Origin of the sequence: Micrococcus sp. (genome assembly GCF_030523875.1) — a bacterium.
GTDB lineage: Bacteria > Actinomycetota > Actinomycetes > Actinomycetales > Micrococcaceae > Micrococcus.
In genome coordinates this window covers 1-17,125 of the sequence record NZ_JAUNHR010000033.1, presented here as the reverse complement: position 1 = coordinate 17,125, position 17,125 = coordinate 1, and the positions used below count along the sequence as shown (strand labels likewise).

Genomic DNA, 17,125 nt, shown 5'->3' with positions numbered 1-17,125 from the left:
GCCTCGGTGGCCCTGTACTTCTACTTCACGCAGCTCGCCGGCTACTCCGCCTACGGCGCCATCGGCGGCGTCATGGCGCTGCTCTTCGCCCTGTGGATCTTCAACATCGTCCTCCTCATGGGCCTCGAGCTGGACACCGAGGTGGAGCGCGCCAAGCAGCTGATCGCCGGCATGCCCGCCGAGGAGGCCGTGAAGCTGCCCCCGAAGGACGCCGACGCCCTCGTGAAGAAGGCGGAGGCGCAGGAGAAGCTCGAGGAGAAGGGCTACGAGCTGCGCGCCAGCCATAACGACGGCACCTCCGACCGCTGGTCCTCCGACAAGGACGGCTCCCGCGACGGCGGCGCCCACGCGGCCGACAAGGCCTGACACCGGCGCGTCACCCGCACGCCCCGCACGACGACGGCGGCCCCTCCCCCGATCCGGGGAGGGGCCGCCGTCGTCGTACGGAGAAGACGCGTCAGCCCTTGGCTGCCACGGCGCCGTCGGCCTCGGCCGCCGACGCCGAGGAGTAGCAGCGCTTCGCGCCGGTGTCGTCGTACCAGCGGCCGCCGGGGAGGTGGTACTTGCCCGAGCCGCTCACCTTCACCGGGTAGCCGTCCGGGCAGACGCCGTCGGAGCCGGACACGGGACCGCCGGCACCGCCAGAACCGCTGGTGTCCGCGAAGCCCCGCGAGGTGGAGTCGCCAGATGTGGAGGACCCACCCGACGAGCCCTCGGCGAGCTCGCAGGCGACACCGTCGCTGTCAGTGTCCATGGCCGGGTGGTAATGGCGCGAACCCGCCGCCAGGGGAGCGACCCCCGCGGCCCAGGCAGCCTCACACCCGTAGATCTCTCCCGTGCCGGAGGATCCGCCGGAGGTGGAGCTGTCGTCGCCATCTGACGAGGACTCGGCCTCCTCCTCGGACTCACGGGCGGCGCGCTCCTGCCCGGCCCGTTCCGCCGCCTGCTGCTCAGCCCGCTGCTCGCCTGCGCGGGCCTCCTGTTCGCGCTCTTCAGCCGCCTGCTCCTCGGCACGCTCCTGGGCCGCGCGGCGCTCCTGCGCGGCGGAGGCCTCGGCCTGCAGCCGCGTCTGCGCCTCCCGGAGACGGGTGATATGGGCATCCGCACCCGCGTAGCGGCTGAGCGTCTCCTTCACACGGGGCGTCTCGGCGGCGTAGGCCACGCCCATCCACGCGTGGTCCGTCTCGCCCGCGGCGCGGACGGCCTCCTCGACCAGGCCCACGGCCGTGGCGGTGGCCTGCGCCGAGGCGATCATCCCGCCGAGGGCCGCCGGCTCCGTCACGGGCGCGGGGGATGCAGGCGGCTCCTGCCCCAGGGCGGCCGGAGCCGCAAGAAGGGAGAGGGAGCAGTCGAGCCGGGGCTGGTGCAGCCCGACCTCGGCGCGCTCGGCCTCCTCCCAGGCCGCCCGGACCTCCGGGTAGAAGCGTCGGTTCGGCTCGAAGACCACCGGCGCGCCCAGTCCGGCCCGGGCGATCTCCGCGTTGACGAGGTCGTCCCCCTCGAACACTCCGGCGAGGGTGCGGCCGTAGCGGTCGGTGCGCTCCTGGTCGTACTGGAGCACCACCCGGTCCCCCGGCTCGAGGAGCGACTCGAGGAGGTCCGTGGCCTCCGGACCGAGGCACTGGACGGCCTTGTTGGGATGCTTCGTCTCCGGGGTGTCGACGTTCAGCAGACGCACGGTCACCGGAGCACCGTCCCGCTCCACCTCCACGGTGTCCCCGTCGACGACGCGCACGACCGTGGCCGGGTCACCCTCCACCCCTGCCGGGGCCGAGCCGGACGCACTGGAGACGGGCGCCGCGGCGGCCGCGGGCGCGGAGGGAGGGGCGAAGGGACACTCTGACTCCTGGGGTGAGGGGGGCATGCGAAGGGGGCCCCGCCATACGGCGGGGCCCCTCCCGGAGATCATCTTCGCACCGAGTCCTCCCAGGTCACAACCAGGCAGTGCTCGGTTTTCCTGTGGTCCCCTGAGGGTCAGCGGATCCCGTCGACGGGGTCGTCGCCGTCATCGAGGGCGTCCAGCACGAGGTCGCGGGCCTCGCCCGTGGCGGAGCGGCGGGAGAGCAGCAGGGCGGCCAGCCAGCACAGCATCACGACGCCGGCGCAGCCCCACGCGGTGAGCGCCACGCCGCCGGACTGCAGTCCGGAGCCGTCGGTGCGGCCGACGCCGACCCACACCAGGCCCCACGCGAGAGCGGCGGCGGGGGCGAAGCGTCCGCCGTCGTACACCGCGATGAGGGCGGCGATCACGGTGGCCACCACGATGAGGATCAGGGCCCACGTGGTGGGCAGCAGCGGGGCGCCGAACCAGCCGAGGGAGCCCAGCCAGGCGGCCACGTTGGTCACGGAGGCGATCGAGACCCAGCCCAGGTGCAGGCCCTGCACCCCGTCCAGGAGGATGCGCTCCACCCAGCCGCGGGCCCGGCCGGTCTCGAGCAGCACGAGGATCCGGCAGAGGCTCGCCAGCAGCAGGAAGATCACCAGGACGCTCAGGCCCAGGGCGCCGAGCTGCACGGTCCAGATCCACGCCGCGTTGATCAGCAGGGAGGCCAGGATCCACGGGCGCAGGCGGTCGTGCCGCCGGGACTGCGCGGAGGGGAGGAACTGCCACACGGCGTACGCGAGCACCCCCGTGTAGATCACGGACCAGATGCTGAACGCGGAGGACGCCGGGGCGATCCAGGTGCCGTCCTCGGAGAGCCAGCCGCCCACCGCGTCCTGGATGGGGGTGCCGCCGAGCACGCCGGAGCCCACGAACGCCGTGACGATCGCGAACAGCACCACCAGCAGGGTCGCCACCTGGCCACCGCGCGAGGCCAGGCCGCGGCCCGAGCTGGGCTCGGCGTGCGGGGTGGTCGGAGCCGCGCCCTGCGGGCCGGCGTCGATGGCGGTGCTCATGGGTCCTCCCGGACGGGGTCGAGGCGATCCGCCCGCGGAGCGGGCGGCGAGTCTGGTGGTCAGCGTAGCCGCCCGCGCCGGAGCCGGCACGGGCACGGTCGGGGCGCCCAGGGCCACGACGCGCGGATCCCCGCCCGGCACGTTCGCCGGACGGGGATCCGCGGAGCGGCGCCTCAGCGCCGCAGGAGGGGGCTCACTCCCCCGGGACGGTCTCCGGGGTCTTCTCGGACACCGGGTCCAGGACGAAGTCGTAGGTCACCTCGTTGCCCTCGGCGCCCTTCTGGACGTCCAGGATCAGCTCCGGCTTCACGGCCGAGGCGATGTCGTCGTCGTTGTGCTCGTCGCCCGGGAAGTACAGCTGGGCGGTGAGCAGCTCGTGGCCCGGAGCCGAGACCTTCAGGTGCAGGTGGGCCGGACGCCAGGCGTGCCAGCCGGCGGCGGCGATGAGCTGGCCGCACGCGCCGTCGGTCGGGATCTGGTACGGGGCCGGCTGCATCGTGTGGATGAGGTAGTTGCCGTCCTCGTCCACCGGGAAGGAGCCGCGCAGGTTCCACTCGGGCAGGCCCGGGTGGAACTGCGAGTAGAAGCCGTCGGCGTCGGCGTGCCACAGCTCGACCTTGGCGTCCTTGAGCGCGGTGCCGTCCGTGGAGCGGACCTGGCCCTGGAACTCGAGCCTGGTGCCCGGCTCGTCGTCGCGCATCGGGATGGTGTGGCCGTCGGCCGGGACGGGGGCGTCCGGCACGTAGTACGGGCCCTCGATGGAGCCCTTGTTGCCCTCGCGGTGCTCGGTGGCGACCTCCTCGACGGAGTGCTCGAGCCACACGTCCAGGAACAGCGGCCACTCGCCGTCCTCGCCCACCTTGATGAGCCAGGCCTTGAGGGCGTTGTACTCCTCGTAGGTGACCTTCTTCTCCAGGACGATGTCGTTGGCGGCCTTGATGAGGGCGCCGGCCAGCTCGTCGACGCGCGCCTGGTCCACGTGGGCCTGGCCGATCTTGCCGGCACGGCGGAAGTTGTCGGTCGCGGCGCTGCCGGCCGAGGCGGCGGAGTCGTCGCCGGTGAACTCGTTGGGAACCATGGGGTCTCTCCTTCCAGAGGGGCGGCAGGAGTCCTGCCGAGGTGGTGATCGGGATCACCTTCAGGCCCGAGGCTACCCAGTGGCTCCCCGCATGAGAACGACGGAGTTCGGATCGATCCAGAGGCCGCGCGTCTGGATCAGGCGCGGTCCTCGGCGGAGGTGAAGAAGTCCTCGGTGATCGCGTTCGGATGGGTGGCCAGGGGCGTCACCCGGACCTTCATGTGGGCGAACATGGGGAAGCCGGAGAGCACGGCGTGGAGCTCGTCGTGGCCGTCGACGTCGAAGATCGAGTGGTTGGCGTACTCGCCGACGATCCGCCAGATGCCCTTCATCACCCCCCGACGCTGCAGGTCGCCGGAGTATTCCTTCTCGCGGGCCTGGAACTCGGCCTTCGTCTCATCGGACATGGACTCGGGGAACGTGACGTCCATCCGGGCGAGGAACAGCATGGGGGTCTCCTTGGATGCGAGGGGTGAGGGGTCAGCGGTCGGTGCGGTAGCGGGCGAGCTTCTCCTCGTCCACCGCCGCCCCGACGCCGGGCACGTGGCGGACGGCGATGCGCCCGTCGCGGATCTCGAGGGGCTCGGCGAGCAGGTCGTCGGCCATGTCGAGGAAGTTGGAGAGCTCTCCGGCGCGGCGCGAGGTGGCCTCGAAGGCGGCGCCGAAGGTCACGGTGGCCAGCGACCCCACCTGGGTGTCGATCTGGTTGCCCATCGTCACGTCGACCCCCAGGCCGGTGCACAGGCCCAGGATCTCCTGGGCCTCCGTGAAGCCGGAGCGGGCGGTCTTGATGCAGACGGCGTTGCAGCCGCCGGAGAGCAGCTCCCGGGAGGCGTCGCCGGCGGTGGGCACGGACTCGTCGCCCACGATCGGGATGGGGGACTTGTCCACCAGACGACGCCGGCCCATCGCCTCCTTCGCGTCGCACGGCTCCTCGAGGAGGCTGAGTCCCAGGTCGGCGGTCTGCCGCAGCACCTCGAGGGCCTCGTTGGCGGTCCAGCCGCGGTTGGCGTCCAGGTAGATGTCCGCCTCCGGGCCGAGGCCCTCCCGGAGGACGCGGGCGGCCTCGATGTCCAGGGAGAGCGGGCGGCGGCCGGTCTTGAGCTTGAACGTGGTGATGCCGTAGCGCTCGCCGAACTCCCTGGCCTCCGCCAGCAGCTCCTCCGCGAGCTTGAAGCCGAGCATGTGGCTGACGCGCATCGAGTCGGTCCAGCCGCCCAGGAGCGTGGTGACCGGGGTCTGCAGCGCCTTGCCCATCGCGTCCCACAGGGCGATGTCCACGGCGCCCTTGGCCACCTGGTTGTGGACGGTGCGCCGCAGCACGGCGTGGATGGCCGAGCGGTCGAACACGGACCTGCCGACGATCGCCGGGGCGAAGACCTCCTCCACGATGGTCTTGATGGAGGTCTGCGTCTCGCCGTAGGTGTAGGGCCGCGGCGGGGCGTCGGCCTCACCGACGATCCCGTCCTCCGTGTGCACGCGGACCAGCACATGGTCGGCGGTGTGGACCTCGCCCGAGGCGAAGCGCAGCGGATGGGTGTAGGGGATGGCGTACGGGATGGCCTCGATCTTCGTGATCTTCACAGGTCCTCCTGGGCGGGGTCGGCGGGGATCGGGTCGGTGACGGTGCGGCGCAGCAGGTCGAGGAAGGCGGGGACGAGGGGGCTGCGCACGTCCGCCCGGTGGGCGACCGCCAGGTCCACGGTGGGCATCCCCGCGATCGGCCGGAAGGCGACGGCGCCGGGCGGCGCCAGCTCCTGCACGCCCTCGGGCACCACGGCCACCCCCATGCCCGCGGCCACGAAGGCGAGCACGGTGGCGGACTCCCCCGCCCGCTGCACGAGTCGGGGGCGGAAGCCGGCCTGGCGCGCGGCCTCCTGGACGATCGCGGTGAGGGCGGACTCCTGAGGGAAGGAGACGAAGTCCTCCTCCCCCAGCTCGGCCAGGGGGACCGGGGCGGCGCCGTCCGCGAGGGGGTGTCCGGCGGGCACCGCGAGGACCAGGTCCCCCTCCTCCACGGTCTCCAGGACGAGGTCTCCCGAGCGCACGGGCGGGCGGAGCAGCGCGACGTCCAGCCGGTTCTCCAGGAGGGCCTCCTCGAGCTGCGGCGTCAGCATGGTCCCGGAGATCTGCAGGCGCACCCCCGGCATCTCCTCCCGGGCCCGCTGCACCAGACGGGGCATGTGGCGGTGCGTGGCGGAGCCGACGAACCCCACGCGCAGCACGCCGGCCGCGCCCGTGCCCACCTCGCGGACGTCCTGCTCGAGCGAGGAGAGGTCGGCGAGCAGGCGGCGGGTGCGGTCCAGCATGAGCCGGCCGGCGGCGGTGAGGTCCACGCGCCGCGTGGTGCGCTCCAGGAGACGGACCCCGAGGTGCGCCTCGAGCTGCTTGATCTGCTGGGACAGCGGCGGCTGGGCCATGTGGAGGCGCTCGGCGGCCCGGCCGAAGTGCCGCTCCTCGGCGACGGCCACGAACGAGCGCAGGTGTCGGATCTCCACGGGCTCAGCGTAGTGACGCCCGGCACAGCGGGGGAAAGACGGGCAGGGGATGCATTGAGACCCCCCACAGATGAATGGACTGTCACTCTGTCTCCACGACGGCCCCGCTGCGCCGCCCCGCCCTTCAAGATGACGCACCCGCACGCCTATCCTGAGGGGATGACCTCCGCACCCCTCGGACTCCTGCTCGACGTCGACGGGCCCCTGGCCTCCACCGAGACCCGACGTGTGCCCGACGACGTCCTCGGTCATCTGGCCGAGCTGGGCCGACGCGGCGTCCCGGTCGGCTTCAACACCGGCCGCTCCGTCGAGTTCCTCCTGCGCAACGTCCTCGAGCCCCTGCGCGCGGCCGGGGGCCTGGAGGGCGCGCCCTTCTACGGGATCTGCGAGAAGGGCGCGGTGTGGTTCCCGTTCTCCGCGGTGCCCGCCGGGGAGGTCCCGCCCGTGGACGACCGCGAGCGCGTGCCGGACTGGCTGGGCCGCGATGCGGACATGGTCATCGAGCCGGACCTGGCCCGGGCGATCGCTGCGGCCCACGACGAGCACGCCGGGCAGCTGGAGCCGGAGGACCGCACGAAGCTGGCGATGGTCTCCTTCGAGATGGAGGTGGACGCGGACCGGGCGGAGTACGAGCCGGCGCGCGACGCCGCGGCCCGCGCCGTCGAGGAGATGCTCGCCGAGCGCGGCGAGGACGGGCGGATCCGGGTGGACCCCACGGTCATCTCCGTCGACGTGGAGCACGTCCGTTCGGGCAAGGACCTGGGGCTGGAGCGGTGCCGCACGCTCATGGCGGAGGCGGGCGTCCCCTTCCCGGAGCGCTGGTTCACGGCGGGCGACTCGCGGACGGACTACGCGATGGCGGACGCGCTCCACGATCTGGGCGTGAAGGTGTCCCACGTGGACGTGCGTCCCGACGACGGCGTCCCGGACACGCCCTACCCGGTGATCACCGCCGCGGACCTGGCCGAGCGCGGCTTCGGGGACGCCGAGGACGTCCACGAGCGCGTGGGCGCCTCGCTGCTGGCCTGGGTCGTCGCCGACCTCGAGCAGGACGGCGCACCCGTCCGCAACTGAGGCGTCACCGGGCGTCACGGGGCTCAACCCGGCGACTCCGTGGCTGGTGGCCGCAGTGGTTGAGGAGTGGACTGGGCCCATGACCACCCCGACCCCCGTCCTCGACGTCCCCGTGCTGGACGTGTCCGCGATGCGCCGTCCCGACGGCTCCTTCGACCCGGACTTCCTCGACCGTCTCCGCCACGCCGCCCATCACGTGGGCTTCTTCCAGATCGTCGGCTACGGCGCGCAGCCGGGCCAGGTGGACGAGCTGTTCCGGGTGACGGCCGAGTTCTTCGCCCGTCCCGCCGAGGAGAAGCTGGCCCTGCACAACCAGGAGTCCCCGCACTGGCGCGGCTATTCGGCCATCGCCGCCGAGCGTACGCAGGGCCGCCCGGACTCCCGCGAGCAGATCGACTTCGCCCCGAACCGCGAGCCGGTGCCCGCCGAGCGGATCGGCCCCGGCGAGGAGTACTGGCACCTGCAGGGCCGCAACCGCTGGCCCGCGGACATGCCCGAGCTCGAGCACGCCGCCATGGCGTGGACGGCGCTCATGGACCACGTGGGCGAGGAGCTTCTCCGCGCGCTGTGCGTGGCGATCGGCCTGCGGGAGGACCACTTCGCGGACGCCTTCGACGGCGACCGGGCCTGGATGGCCAAGCTCGCGCACTACGTGGGCGGGGTGGCGGAGGCCGGCGCCCAGGGGGTGGGCTCGCACGCGGACTACGGCTTCATCACGCTGCTGCTGCAGGACGAGGTCGGCGGCCTGGAGGTGCGCCCCCACGGCCAGGACCAGTGGCTCCCCGTCGAGCCGATCCCCGGCGCCCTGGTGGTGAACCTGGGCGAGATGCTGGAGGTCGCCACGGACGGCTACCTGATGGCCACCATCCACCGCGTGCAGTCCCCGCCGGAGGGCGTGGACCGCTACTCCGTGCCGTTCTTCTACTCCCCCCGCCTGGACGCGGTGATCGAGAAGGTGGAGCTGCCGGCGGAGCTCGCCGCCGAGGCCCGCGGCGCCTCCGACGACCCGGAGAACCCGATGCTCGCCTCCTTCGGCGCCAACATGCTCAAGGGCTTCGCCCGAGCGCACCCGAAGGTCACGGAGCGCTTCCACCCGGAGCTGCTGGGGCGCTGAGGCCGGGCGACGCGCCTCACGTCGCCCAGCCCTCCCGGGGCGCGCGACGTCGGGCCTAGCGTGGGGCGCACACCGGCCCCGGACCGGGGCCGCCCCCCGACTCGAGAGGTGACCCCATGCCCACCGTGGCCCGCACCATCGTCGACGCCCTCCACCTCAGCGGCGTACGCCGCGTCTACGGGGTGTCCGGCGACTCCCTCAACGGTCTCACCGACGCGATCCGCGCCCGCGGGGACATCGCGTGGGTGCCCGTCCGGCACGAGGAGACCGCCGCCTTCGCGGCCTCCGCCGAGTCCCAGCTGACCGGCGATCTCGCCGTGTGCGTGGGCTCGTGCGGCCCGGGCAACCTGCACCTGATCAACGGCCTGTTCGACGCCCAGCGCTCCCGCACGCCCGTCCTCGCGATCGCCGCGCACATCCCGAGCGCCGAGATCGGCTCCCAGTACTTCCAGGAGACGCACCCGCAGGAGCTGTTCCGCGAGTGCAGCGTGTTCGTGGAGCACGTCTCCTCCCCGGAGCAGATGCCCCGCCTGCTGCGCACCGCCCTCCGCGCGGCACTGGAGCGGCGGGGCGTGGCCGTCCTCGTGGTCCCCGGGGACATCGGCCTGGCCGAGATCGACGCCGAGCCCGAGGCCGTTCGGACCGCGCCGTCGACCGTGGTACCGGACCGCGGCCTGCTGCAGGAGGCGGCGGACGCGCTCAACGGCAGCTCGCGCGTCGCCATCCTGGCCGGCGCCGGCGCCGCCGGGGCCCACGACGAGCTGCTCGCGCTGGCGGACACCCTGCAGGCGCCCGTGGTCCACGCACTGCGCGGCAAGGACGTCGTGGAGCCGGACAACCCGTTCGACGTCGGCCTCACCGGCCTGCTCGGCTTCTCCTCCGGCTACCACGCCCTCACCCGCGCCGAGACGCTGCTGATCCTGGGCTCCTCCCTGCCGTACCGGCAGTTCTACCCGCAGGACGCCACCGTCATCCAGGTGGACGTGCGCGGGGAGAGCATCGGCCTGCACACGCGCGTGGACGTGCCGCTCGTCGGCGGTGTGAAGGAGACCGCCCACGCCCTGCTGCCGCTGCTGAAGGCCCAGCGCTCCTCCCGCTTCCTGGACTCGATCCGCCGGGACTACGCCAGGACGCGCAAGGACCTCGACGACCTGGCCACCCCCTCGAAGCGCACGATCCACCCGCAGTACGTGGCCCGCCTGCTGGACGAGCTGGCCGACGACGACGCCGTGTTCATCCCGGACGTGGGCTCGCCCGTGGTGTGGGCGGCGCGGTACCTCACGATGAACGGGCGGCGCCGGCTGATCGGCTCGTTCTCCCACGGCTCCATGGCCAACGCGATCACCCAGGCCGTGGGCGCGCAGGCCGCGGACCCGTCCCGCCAGGTGGTGGCCATGGCCGGCGACGGCGGCCTGACCATGATGCTCGGCGAGCTGCTGACCCAGGTGCAGAACGGCCTGCCCGTGAAGACCGTGGTGTTCAGCAACTCGTCCCTGAACTTCGTGGAGCTGGAGATGAAGGCGGCCGGGTTCGAGACGTTCGCCACGGACCTCCTCAGCCCCGACTTCTCGGCCGTCGCGGACGCGCTGGGCGTGAAGGGCTTCCGGGCGACGACGTCGAAGGAGCTGCCGGCCGTCATGGCACAGTTCCTCGCCCATGACGGCCCGGCGCTGCTCGACGTCGTGGTGGAGCGGCATGAGCTGACGCTCCCGCCGGCCATCGAGCTGGAGCAGGCGAAGGGCTTCAGCCTCTACGCGCTCAAGACCGTGATGAGCGGCCGCGGCTCCGAGCTCGTGGACCTGGCGAAGGCGAACCTGCGTCAGCTGCTCTGAGGCGGGACGACCGGAGCCCTTCCTAGTTCAAATTTGCAGGAGTAGCCTGGGGGTGATCCGCGCCGGGGCGGACCCGCCCCCGCGCTCCACCCCAGGAGAGGAGTCATCATGACGGTCACCGTCACCACCACCGCAGAGCTCGCCGAGGCCGTGAAGGACGGCGCCCAGGAGATCGTCGTCTCCGGGCGCATCGCCGACGGCCCCATGATCACCCTCCCCGCGGGGACGACCCTGCGCGGCGCGGACGAGGACGCCGAGCTCGCGTTCGGCGGCAAGGGCGTGCGCCTGACGCAGGACAACACCGTGAAGGACCTCCGGATCACCACCGCCGAGACCGAGGTCGCCGTCCTCAACGACACCCGCCTCCCCGACGCCGGGACCCTGCGCCTCGAGAACGTCACCGTCGAGGGCTCCGTCTACCTGGAGGCCGACGCCGCGCTGACCGCGATGCGCGTCGAGGTCGAGGGCCTGCACGTGCGCCGCGCGGACGTGCGCTCGCGCCCGCACCGCCCGCACGGCTTCGGCGTGGACGTGCTCCAGGGCGGCTTCACCCTGTGGAACCGCCAGGAGGACCCCTCCTCCGTGGTGACTGCCACCGTCCGCGGCCTGGCCGTCGGCACCGCCGCCACCCCGGTGCGCGGCTCGGGCGTGTTCGTGGCCGGGCACGGCGACGAGGAGGGCCACGGCGACGGCGGGCGCGTGGAGGTCGACCTGCTGGAGACCGGCGAGGTCCACACCGACGGCGGCATCGCCCCCGGCACCGCCGACGTCATCTCCGGCGGCGTGTTCGTCGTCTCCGGCGTGACGGTGGAGAAGGTCGTCAACGCCGGCCCGACCACGACCCACGGCCAGAACGACATGGTGCTGGACAACTGGGGGGACGTGAAGCGCTGGCAGGTCGACGCCGGCGTGCTCTCCACCGGCCCCTCCGGGATCGGCTTCGTGAACTTCGGCGACATCGACGAGCTCGTGGTCAACGCCCCGATCACCACCGTCGGCAAGGGGGCGCGCGGCTTCAACCTGTACGACGGCTCGCTGCGGCGCGGAGAGTTCCAGGACATCCGCACCTTCGGCGACGGCTCGATCGGCGTCCAGGTGTCCAAGCCGCTGCCGGAGCTCGTGATCCACGGCGACGTGGCCACCGCCGGCGGCAAGGGCGTCTCCCTGGTGCGCGGCGTGCAGACGGAGCTGGAGGCCATGGCGCTGTCCGTGAAGGACGGCGGCGAGGTCGACTCCCTCGTGGTCGAGGGCCAGCTGCGCACCCACGGCGACGAGCTCACCACCTACCAGGTCACCGAGCAGGGACGCGTGAAGGCCGTCGCGGTCGGCGGCGGGGTGCACGCCGGCGGTCGCGACGCCCGCGAGTGCGACATCCAGGGCGAGTCCCCGGACCCCCGCCGCGGCTGATCCCCGCCGCCCCGCCCCGCACGACGACGGGCCGGTCGCCCTCTGGCGACCGGCCCGTCGTCGTGCACGCCGCTCAGGCGCGGCGCGGACCCGCGTCGAGGCGGGCCTCCACCTCGGCACCGGTCATGCCCTCACGGATGAGACCGTCGGCGCGCAGCTCCCAGAACTCCGCGTTGCGGATGCCCAGCGGGCGGGGGTCGAACTGCGGGTCCAGGCCCTGCTTCTTCTGGGCGTGGTAGTCCTTGAGCGCCTTCAGGGCCGGGCCCTGCAGGAACAGGATGCCCACGATGTTCATCCAGGCCATGGACCCGACGCCGATGTCGCCGAGGCCCCAGGCCGCGCCCGTCGTGGTGACGGCGCCGTAGGCCACGGAGGCCAGCAGCAGGCCCTGCAGGACGCGGATGGCCACCCGGCGGGCCAGGGGGTTGCGCACACCGCGGACGAGGTAGGAGAGGTTGACCTCGGCCATGTAGTAGTAGGCCACGATCGTGGTGAAGGCGAAGAACGCCAGCGCCACGGCCACGAAGGACGGGCCGAAGCCGGTGAAGACGGTGTCGAAGCCGTTCTGCACGAACGCGGGGCCCACCTTGGACTGGGCCGGCAGGTTGCCCTCGTACAGCACCGCGGAGTCCTCGGAGCCGCCGGCGTACACGCGGTACATGCCGGTGGACAGGACGATGAAGGCGGTGGCGGTGCAGACGAAGAGGGTGTCCACGTAGACGGCGAACGCCTGGGCGTAGCCCTGCTTGGCCGGGTGGGACACCTCGGCCGCCGCGGCGGCGTGGGGGCCCGTGCCCTGGCCTGCCTCGTTCGAGTAGATGCCGCGCTTGACGCCCCACTGGACGGCGAGGCCGAGGATCGCGCCGAACACGGAGTCCATGCCGAAGGCCGAGGAGAAGATCGCGCCGAAGACCTCGGGGATCTGCTGGAAGTTCACGAAGAACACGATCAGGGCCAGGATGATGTAGATGATCGCCATGGCCGGCACCACGTACACCGCGAAGGTGGCGATGCGCTTCACGCCGCCGATCACGATGAAGGCCAGCACGATCACGACGCCGATCGCCACGCCCCACGTCGGGAAGCCCCAGGCCTCCTCCATGGAGGCGGCCATGCCGTTGGCCTGCACGCCCGGGAGGAAGAAGCTGGTGGCGAAGACGGTGACGATCGCGAACAGGACCGCGTAGACCTTCAGGACCGGGCCGAAGCCGGTGTGGCGGTAGGCCTTCTCGAAGTAGTAGGCCGGGCCGCCGCGGTACTCTCCGGTGTCCTTGTCCTTCTCCTTGTAGATCTGGCCGAGCGTGCACTCGATGAACGAGGTGGCCGCGCCGAGGAACGCCACGGTCCACATCCAGAACACGGCGCCCGGGCCGCCGAAGGCGATGGCGGTGGCCACGCCGCCGATGTTGCCCATGCCGACACGGCCGGCCAGGGACATCATGAGGGACTGGAACGAGGAGGTGCCGTCCTCCGACTTCTCCCCGTTCTTGAGCTGGGACAGCATGTCCGGGATGCCGCGCACCTGGAGGAACGCGGTGCGGAGCGAGAAGTACACGCCTGCGAGCAGGCAGAGGAAGATCAGGGGCAGCGACCAGATGTAGCCGTTGGCTGCATCGACGAAGTCGGCGAAGGTCATGGAGGTCTCCAGAGCGAGGATGGGGATGACACGGCCGGGCGGTGCGAGTCCTCCACGGCTGGGTGAAGAGTAGCGGCAGAGGTGACCCCTGTCACCTCGAGGTGTGATCCATGCCCCCCCGAGCTCGTGTCGGGGGTCCGCGAGGACGGCCCGTCAGCAGGCTCCGGACACGACGAAGCCCCGGGACCGAACCGGTCCCGGGGCTTCGTGCTCCGCGGAGGATGGGGGATTTGAACCCCCGAGGGCGTGAACCCAACACGCGTTCCAGGCGTGCGCCATAGGCCGCTAGGCGAATCCTCCTTGGCGTGCCCCTGTGGCGGCGGACCGCTCAAGGGCAGGCTCCATCATAACCAGATCGCCGCGCGTCGTGCCACTCGGCCCCGGAGGCCTCGCGGGGCACCGCCCCGCGTCGCATCGCGGGCCGCCCACTGCTAGACTCGTGTGCGGCCCCTCACGTGGTGTCATCTCGCCGAACTCCCCCAGGACCGGAAGGTAGCAAGGGTAGGTGGGCTCTGGCAGGTGCGTGGGGGGTCTTCGACTTCCCCCGAGCCCGAGGGAGCCTCCATGCCCGCCGGCCGCTACGCCCCCTCCCCCACCGGGACCCTGCACCTGGGCAACCTGCGCACCGCGATCGTCGCGTGGCTCGCCGCCCGCGCCACCGACCGGGCCTTCCTCCTGCGCGTCGAGGACCTGGACCGCGTCCGCTCGGGCGCCGAGGCCGGGCAGCTGGCCGACCTGCGGGCCGTGGGCCTGGACTGGGACGGGGAGCCCGTCCGCCAGTCCGAGCGCTCCGGGCTCTACGCGGACGCCGTCGCCGCCCTGCGCGCCGCCCACGGCGAGGACGCCGTCTACGAGTGCTTCTGCTCCCGCCGGGACATCGCCCAGGCCGGCTCCGCACCCCAGGCCGGGGACGCCGCCGACGACGCGGCGCCCACCCCGCTGCGGCCCCCGGGCTTCTACCCCGGCACGTGCCGCGGACTCACGGAGGCCGAGCGCGCACGGCGCCGCCGCGAGCGCCCCGCCGCGCTGCGGATCGACGCCGCCCGCGTGGCCGGGCTGCCGGAGGGGGTCGTCCCGGAGGCCTCCGCCCACGACGTGCTGCACGGGGAGGTCACGGGGCTCGTGGACGACCTGGTGCTGCGCCGCAACGACGGCGCGTGGGCGTACAACCTGGCGGTCGTCGTCGACGACGCGGCCCAGGGCGTGGACCAGGTTGTCCGCGGGGACGACCTGCTGGACTCCGCCCCGCGCCAGCGCTGGCTGGCGGCCCGGATCGCCGAGGCGGAGGGGCGCACGGCCGCCCCGGTGGAGCACCTGCACGTGCCGCTGGTGCTCAACGCGGAGGGGCGGCGCCTGGCCAAGCGCCACGGCGCCGTGACCCTGGCGGACCTGGCCGCCGAGGACCCGGCCTGGACGCCGGAGGCGGTGCGGGACCGCCTGCTGGCGTCCCTGGGCCTGCCGGCGGGGCCGCTCGACCGGGCCGTGGACGCGTTCGACCCCGCCGCGCTGCCGCGGGAGGCCTGGGTGTTCCCCGGCCGCCTCTGAGGGCGGCGGGACCTCAGAGGACCTGGGCGGCCTGCTCGAACTCGAGACGGCCCTGGCGCGGCTGCTGGGCCTTCTCGTCGTCGGCCGGGGCGTGGCCCACGTTGATCACCACAAGGGAGCGCCAGGCGCGGTCGGCGTGGAACTCGGCGTCGACGCCGTCGTTGTCGAAGCCGGCCATGGGGCCCACCTCGAGCCCGTGCGCGCGCAGGGCCAGGAGGAGGTAGCCGATCTGGATGGCGGCGTTGAGCCGGCCCATGCCCTCGCGCATCCCCGGCTTGCCCTCGGCATCCTGCTCGAAGCCCTCACGGAAGGGCGCCAGGTGACCCATGTGGCGGTGCCAGTCCAGGTCGTAGGAGGCGATCAGCGTCAGGGGTGCGCGCTCCGTCTTCTCCCGGTTGAACGCGATCATGTGCGGCAGCAGGCGCGCCTTCGCCTCCGGGGAGGCGATCACGTCCAGCCGCAGGGGCTGGCTGTTCATGGCGGTCGGGGCCCAGCGCAGGTCCTCGTACGCGCGCCGGACCAGCTCGGGGTCCACGGGCTCGTCCGTGAAGAGCTGGGTGGTGTGCCCGTCGGCGAACAGGTGGTCGATCGCCTCGCGGCCCAGCCGGCCGGCGTCGGCCTGCGGCTGCGTGGGGTGAGCGGTGTCCTCGGCGTCGTGGTGCATCTCGGCGGTCATGGCAGGGCCAACGCCGATCCCCGCGGCGGGGATTCCCGGTGTCCACGGGCCCGTCATCGTGTCCGGACCCACCGGATAGGCTGACGCGGGTGAGCACCGCCCTGTACCGCCGCTACCGCCCCGACCGGTTCGAGGACGTGATCGGACAGGACCACGTCACCGTGCCGCTCCGGACCGCGCTGTCCAAGGACCGCGTGAACCACGCCTACCTCTTCTCCGGCCCGCGCGGCTGCGGCAAGACCACCTCGGCGCGCATCCTGGCCCGCTGCCTGAACTGCGCGCAGGGCCCCACGCCCACGCCCTGCGGGGAGTGCGACTCGTGCCGCGACCTCGCCACGGGCGGCCCCGGGTCCCTGGACGTCATGGAGATCGACGCCGCCAGCCACGGCGGCGTGGACGACGCGCGCGGGCTGCGCGAGCGCGCCACGTTCGCCCCGGTGCGGGACCGCTACAAGATCCTCATCATCGACGAGGCCCACATGGTCACGGCGGCAGGCTTCAACGCGCTGCTGAAGATCGTGGAGGAGCCGCCGGAGCACCTGAAGTTCATCTTCGCCACCACGGAGCCGGACAAGGTCATCGGCACCATCCGCTCGCGCACGCACCACTACCCGTTCCGGCTGGTCCCGCCGGAGCCGCTCATCGCCCACCTGGAGCAGCTCTGCCAGGAGGAGGGCGTGCGAGTGGAGCCCGGCGTCCTGCCGCTCGTGGTGCGCGCCGGCACGGGCTCGGTGCGCGACACCCTCTCCGTGCTGGACCAGCTGATCGGCGGCGCCCAGCAGGGCCAGGTCTCCTACGACCTCGCCGTCAGCCTGCTCGGCTTCACCCCCGACGCGCTGCTGGACGACGTGGTCGACGCCGTCGCCGCGGAGGACACCCCCACCGTGTTCCGCGTGGCGGACCGCGTGGTGCAGTCCGGCCAGGACCCGCGCCGGTTCGTGGAGGACCTGCTGGACCGCTTCCGCGACCTGGTGATCGCCCGCGCCCTGCCGGAGGAGGCCGGCTCGATCCTGCACGGCATGCCGGAGGACCAGGTCCGGCGCCTCGCCGCGCAGGCCGCGCAGCTCTCCCGCGCCGAGCTCTCCCGCCTCGCGGACGTCACGAACCTCGCGCTGACGGACATGGTGGGCGCCACGAGCCCCCGTCTGCACCTCGAACTGCTGATGGCGCGCCTCATGCTGCCCGCCACGGACGACTCGCACCGCGGCCTCGCCGCCCGCCTCGAGGCGCTCGAGCGCCGCGTGGGCGCCGGCGCCCCCCTCACCGACGACGACGGCGCCCCCGCCGGCCCGTCCGGCGCCCGGGGCACTGCCGACGGGACGGAGGCGCTGAGCGGGGCGGCGCTCGCTCGCTCCGCCGCGCTGCGC

At 72.9% G+C, this 17,125-nt stretch carries 14 protein-coding genes, 1 tRNA gene, 1 other RNA gene and 1 pseudogene; 8 read left to right on the top strand and 9 right to left on the bottom strand.

Annotated features, from left to right (window positions below):
- Window positions 1–366 (top strand): annotated as a pseudogene (locus tag Q4D18_RS06155) (hypothetical protein); the annotation flags it as partial.
- 91 nt (window positions 367–457) lie between these two features.
- Here the strand turns inward: Q4D18_RS06155 and Q4D18_RS06150 are convergent.
- From Q4D18_RS06150 to Q4D18_RS06125, 6 genes are all read right to left on the bottom strand, one after another.
- Window positions 458–1,735 (bottom strand): thermonuclease family protein, encoded by a 1,278-nt coding sequence (locus Q4D18_RS06150; RefSeq protein WP_303126599.1) that lies wholly within the window; start codon window positions 1,733–1,735, stop codon window positions 458–460.
- Between the two features lie 239 nt (window positions 1,736–1,974).
- The gene (locus tag Q4D18_RS06145) at window positions 1,975–2,898 is read right to left on the bottom strand and encodes a tryptophan-rich sensory protein (protein WP_303126598.1); all 924 of its coding nucleotides are present in this window, start codon (window positions 2,896–2,898) and stop codon (window positions 1,975–1,977) included.
- Between the two features lie 193 nt (window positions 2,899–3,091).
- Window positions 3,092–3,976, bottom strand: coding sequence for a catechol 1,2-dioxygenase (catA, locus tag Q4D18_RS06140; RefSeq protein WP_303126597.1), 885 nt, complete (start codon window positions 3,974–3,976; stop codon window positions 3,092–3,094).
- A 137-nt stretch (window positions 3,977–4,113) separates the two neighbouring features.
- A complete protein-coding gene (gene catC, locus Q4D18_RS06135; protein WP_303126595.1) occupies window positions 4,114–4,425 on the bottom strand; it encodes a muconolactone Delta-isomerase in 312 nt (103 codons plus the stop codon).
- Between the two features lie 31 nt (window positions 4,426–4,456).
- On the bottom strand, window positions 4,457–5,560 hold the full coding sequence (locus tag Q4D18_RS06130; RefSeq protein ID WP_303126594.1) for a mandelate racemase/muconate lactonizing enzyme family protein: 1,104 nt from the start codon (window positions 5,558–5,560) through the stop codon (window positions 4,457–4,459).
- Window positions 5,557–6,474, bottom strand: coding sequence for a LysR substrate-binding domain-containing protein (locus Q4D18_RS06125; protein ID WP_303126593.1), 918 nt, complete (start codon window positions 6,472–6,474; stop codon window positions 5,557–5,559). The genes Q4D18_RS06130 and Q4D18_RS06125 overlap by 4 nt, the downstream gene beginning before the upstream one ends.
- 159 nt (window positions 6,475–6,633) lie before the next feature.
- Here Q4D18_RS06125 and Q4D18_RS06120 point away from each other — a divergent pair, with 159 nt between their 5' ends.
- The 4 genes from Q4D18_RS06120 (at window position 6,634) to Q4D18_RS06105 (ending at window position 11,901) form a co-directional block, all read left to right on the top strand.
- A complete protein-coding gene (locus Q4D18_RS06120) occupies window positions 6,634–7,548 on the top strand; it encodes a haloacid dehalogenase (RefSeq protein WP_303126591.1) in 915 nt (304 codons plus the stop codon).
- 79 nt (window positions 7,549–7,627) lie between these two features.
- Complete coding sequence (locus tag Q4D18_RS06115; RefSeq protein WP_303126589.1) at window positions 7,628–8,662, top strand: isopenicillin N synthase family oxygenase; 1,035 nt, start codon at window positions 7,628–7,630, stop codon at window positions 8,660–8,662.
- Between the two features lie 116 nt (window positions 8,663–8,778).
- Window positions 8,779–10,494 (top strand): ubiquinone-dependent pyruvate dehydrogenase, encoded by a 1,716-nt coding sequence (gene poxB / locus Q4D18_RS06110; RefSeq protein ID WP_303126588.1) that lies wholly within the window; start codon window positions 8,779–8,781, stop codon window positions 10,492–10,494.
- Window positions 10,495–10,602: 108 nt separating this feature from the next.
- A complete protein-coding gene (locus tag Q4D18_RS06105; RefSeq protein ID WP_303126587.1) occupies window positions 10,603–11,901 on the top strand; it encodes a hypothetical protein in 1,299 nt (432 codons plus the stop codon).
- 73 nt (window positions 11,902–11,974) lie between these two features.
- Here the strand turns inward: Q4D18_RS06105 and Q4D18_RS06100 are convergent, their stop codons facing one another.
- Both Q4D18_RS06100 and Q4D18_RS06095 read right to left on the bottom strand, forming a co-directional pair.
- A complete protein-coding gene (locus Q4D18_RS06100) occupies window positions 11,975–13,537 on the bottom strand; it encodes a sodium:alanine symporter family protein (RefSeq protein WP_303126585.1) in 1,563 nt (520 codons plus the stop codon).
- Between the two features lie 215 nt (window positions 13,538–13,752).
- Window positions 13,753–13,837 (bottom strand) — tRNA-Ser (locus Q4D18_RS06095).
- 142 nt (window positions 13,838–13,979) lie between these two features.
- Between Q4D18_RS06095 and ffs the strand changes: the two genes are divergently transcribed.
- Window positions 13,980–14,076, top strand: an RNA gene (gene ffs, locus Q4D18_RS06090) — signal recognition particle sRNA small type.
- Between the two features lie 25 nt (window positions 14,077–14,101).
- Entirely contained in the window at window positions 14,102–15,082 is a 981-nt protein-coding gene (gluQRS, locus tag Q4D18_RS06085) for a tRNA glutamyl-Q(34) synthetase GluQRS (RefSeq protein WP_303126583.1), read from the top strand.
- Window positions 15,083–15,095: 13 nt separating this feature from the next.
- Here the strand turns inward: gluQRS and Q4D18_RS06080 are convergent, their stop codons facing one another.
- Window positions 15,096–15,758 (bottom strand): malonic semialdehyde reductase, encoded by a 663-nt coding sequence (locus Q4D18_RS06080; protein ID WP_303126582.1) that lies wholly within the window; start codon window positions 15,756–15,758, stop codon window positions 15,096–15,098.
- A gap of 89 nt (window positions 15,759–15,847) precedes the next feature.
- Here Q4D18_RS06080 and Q4D18_RS06075 point away from each other — a divergent pair.
- Window positions 15,848–17,125: DNA polymerase III subunit gamma and tau (locus tag Q4D18_RS06075; protein ID WP_303126581.1), on the top strand; the 1,278-nt coding region annotated here is incomplete at its 3' end.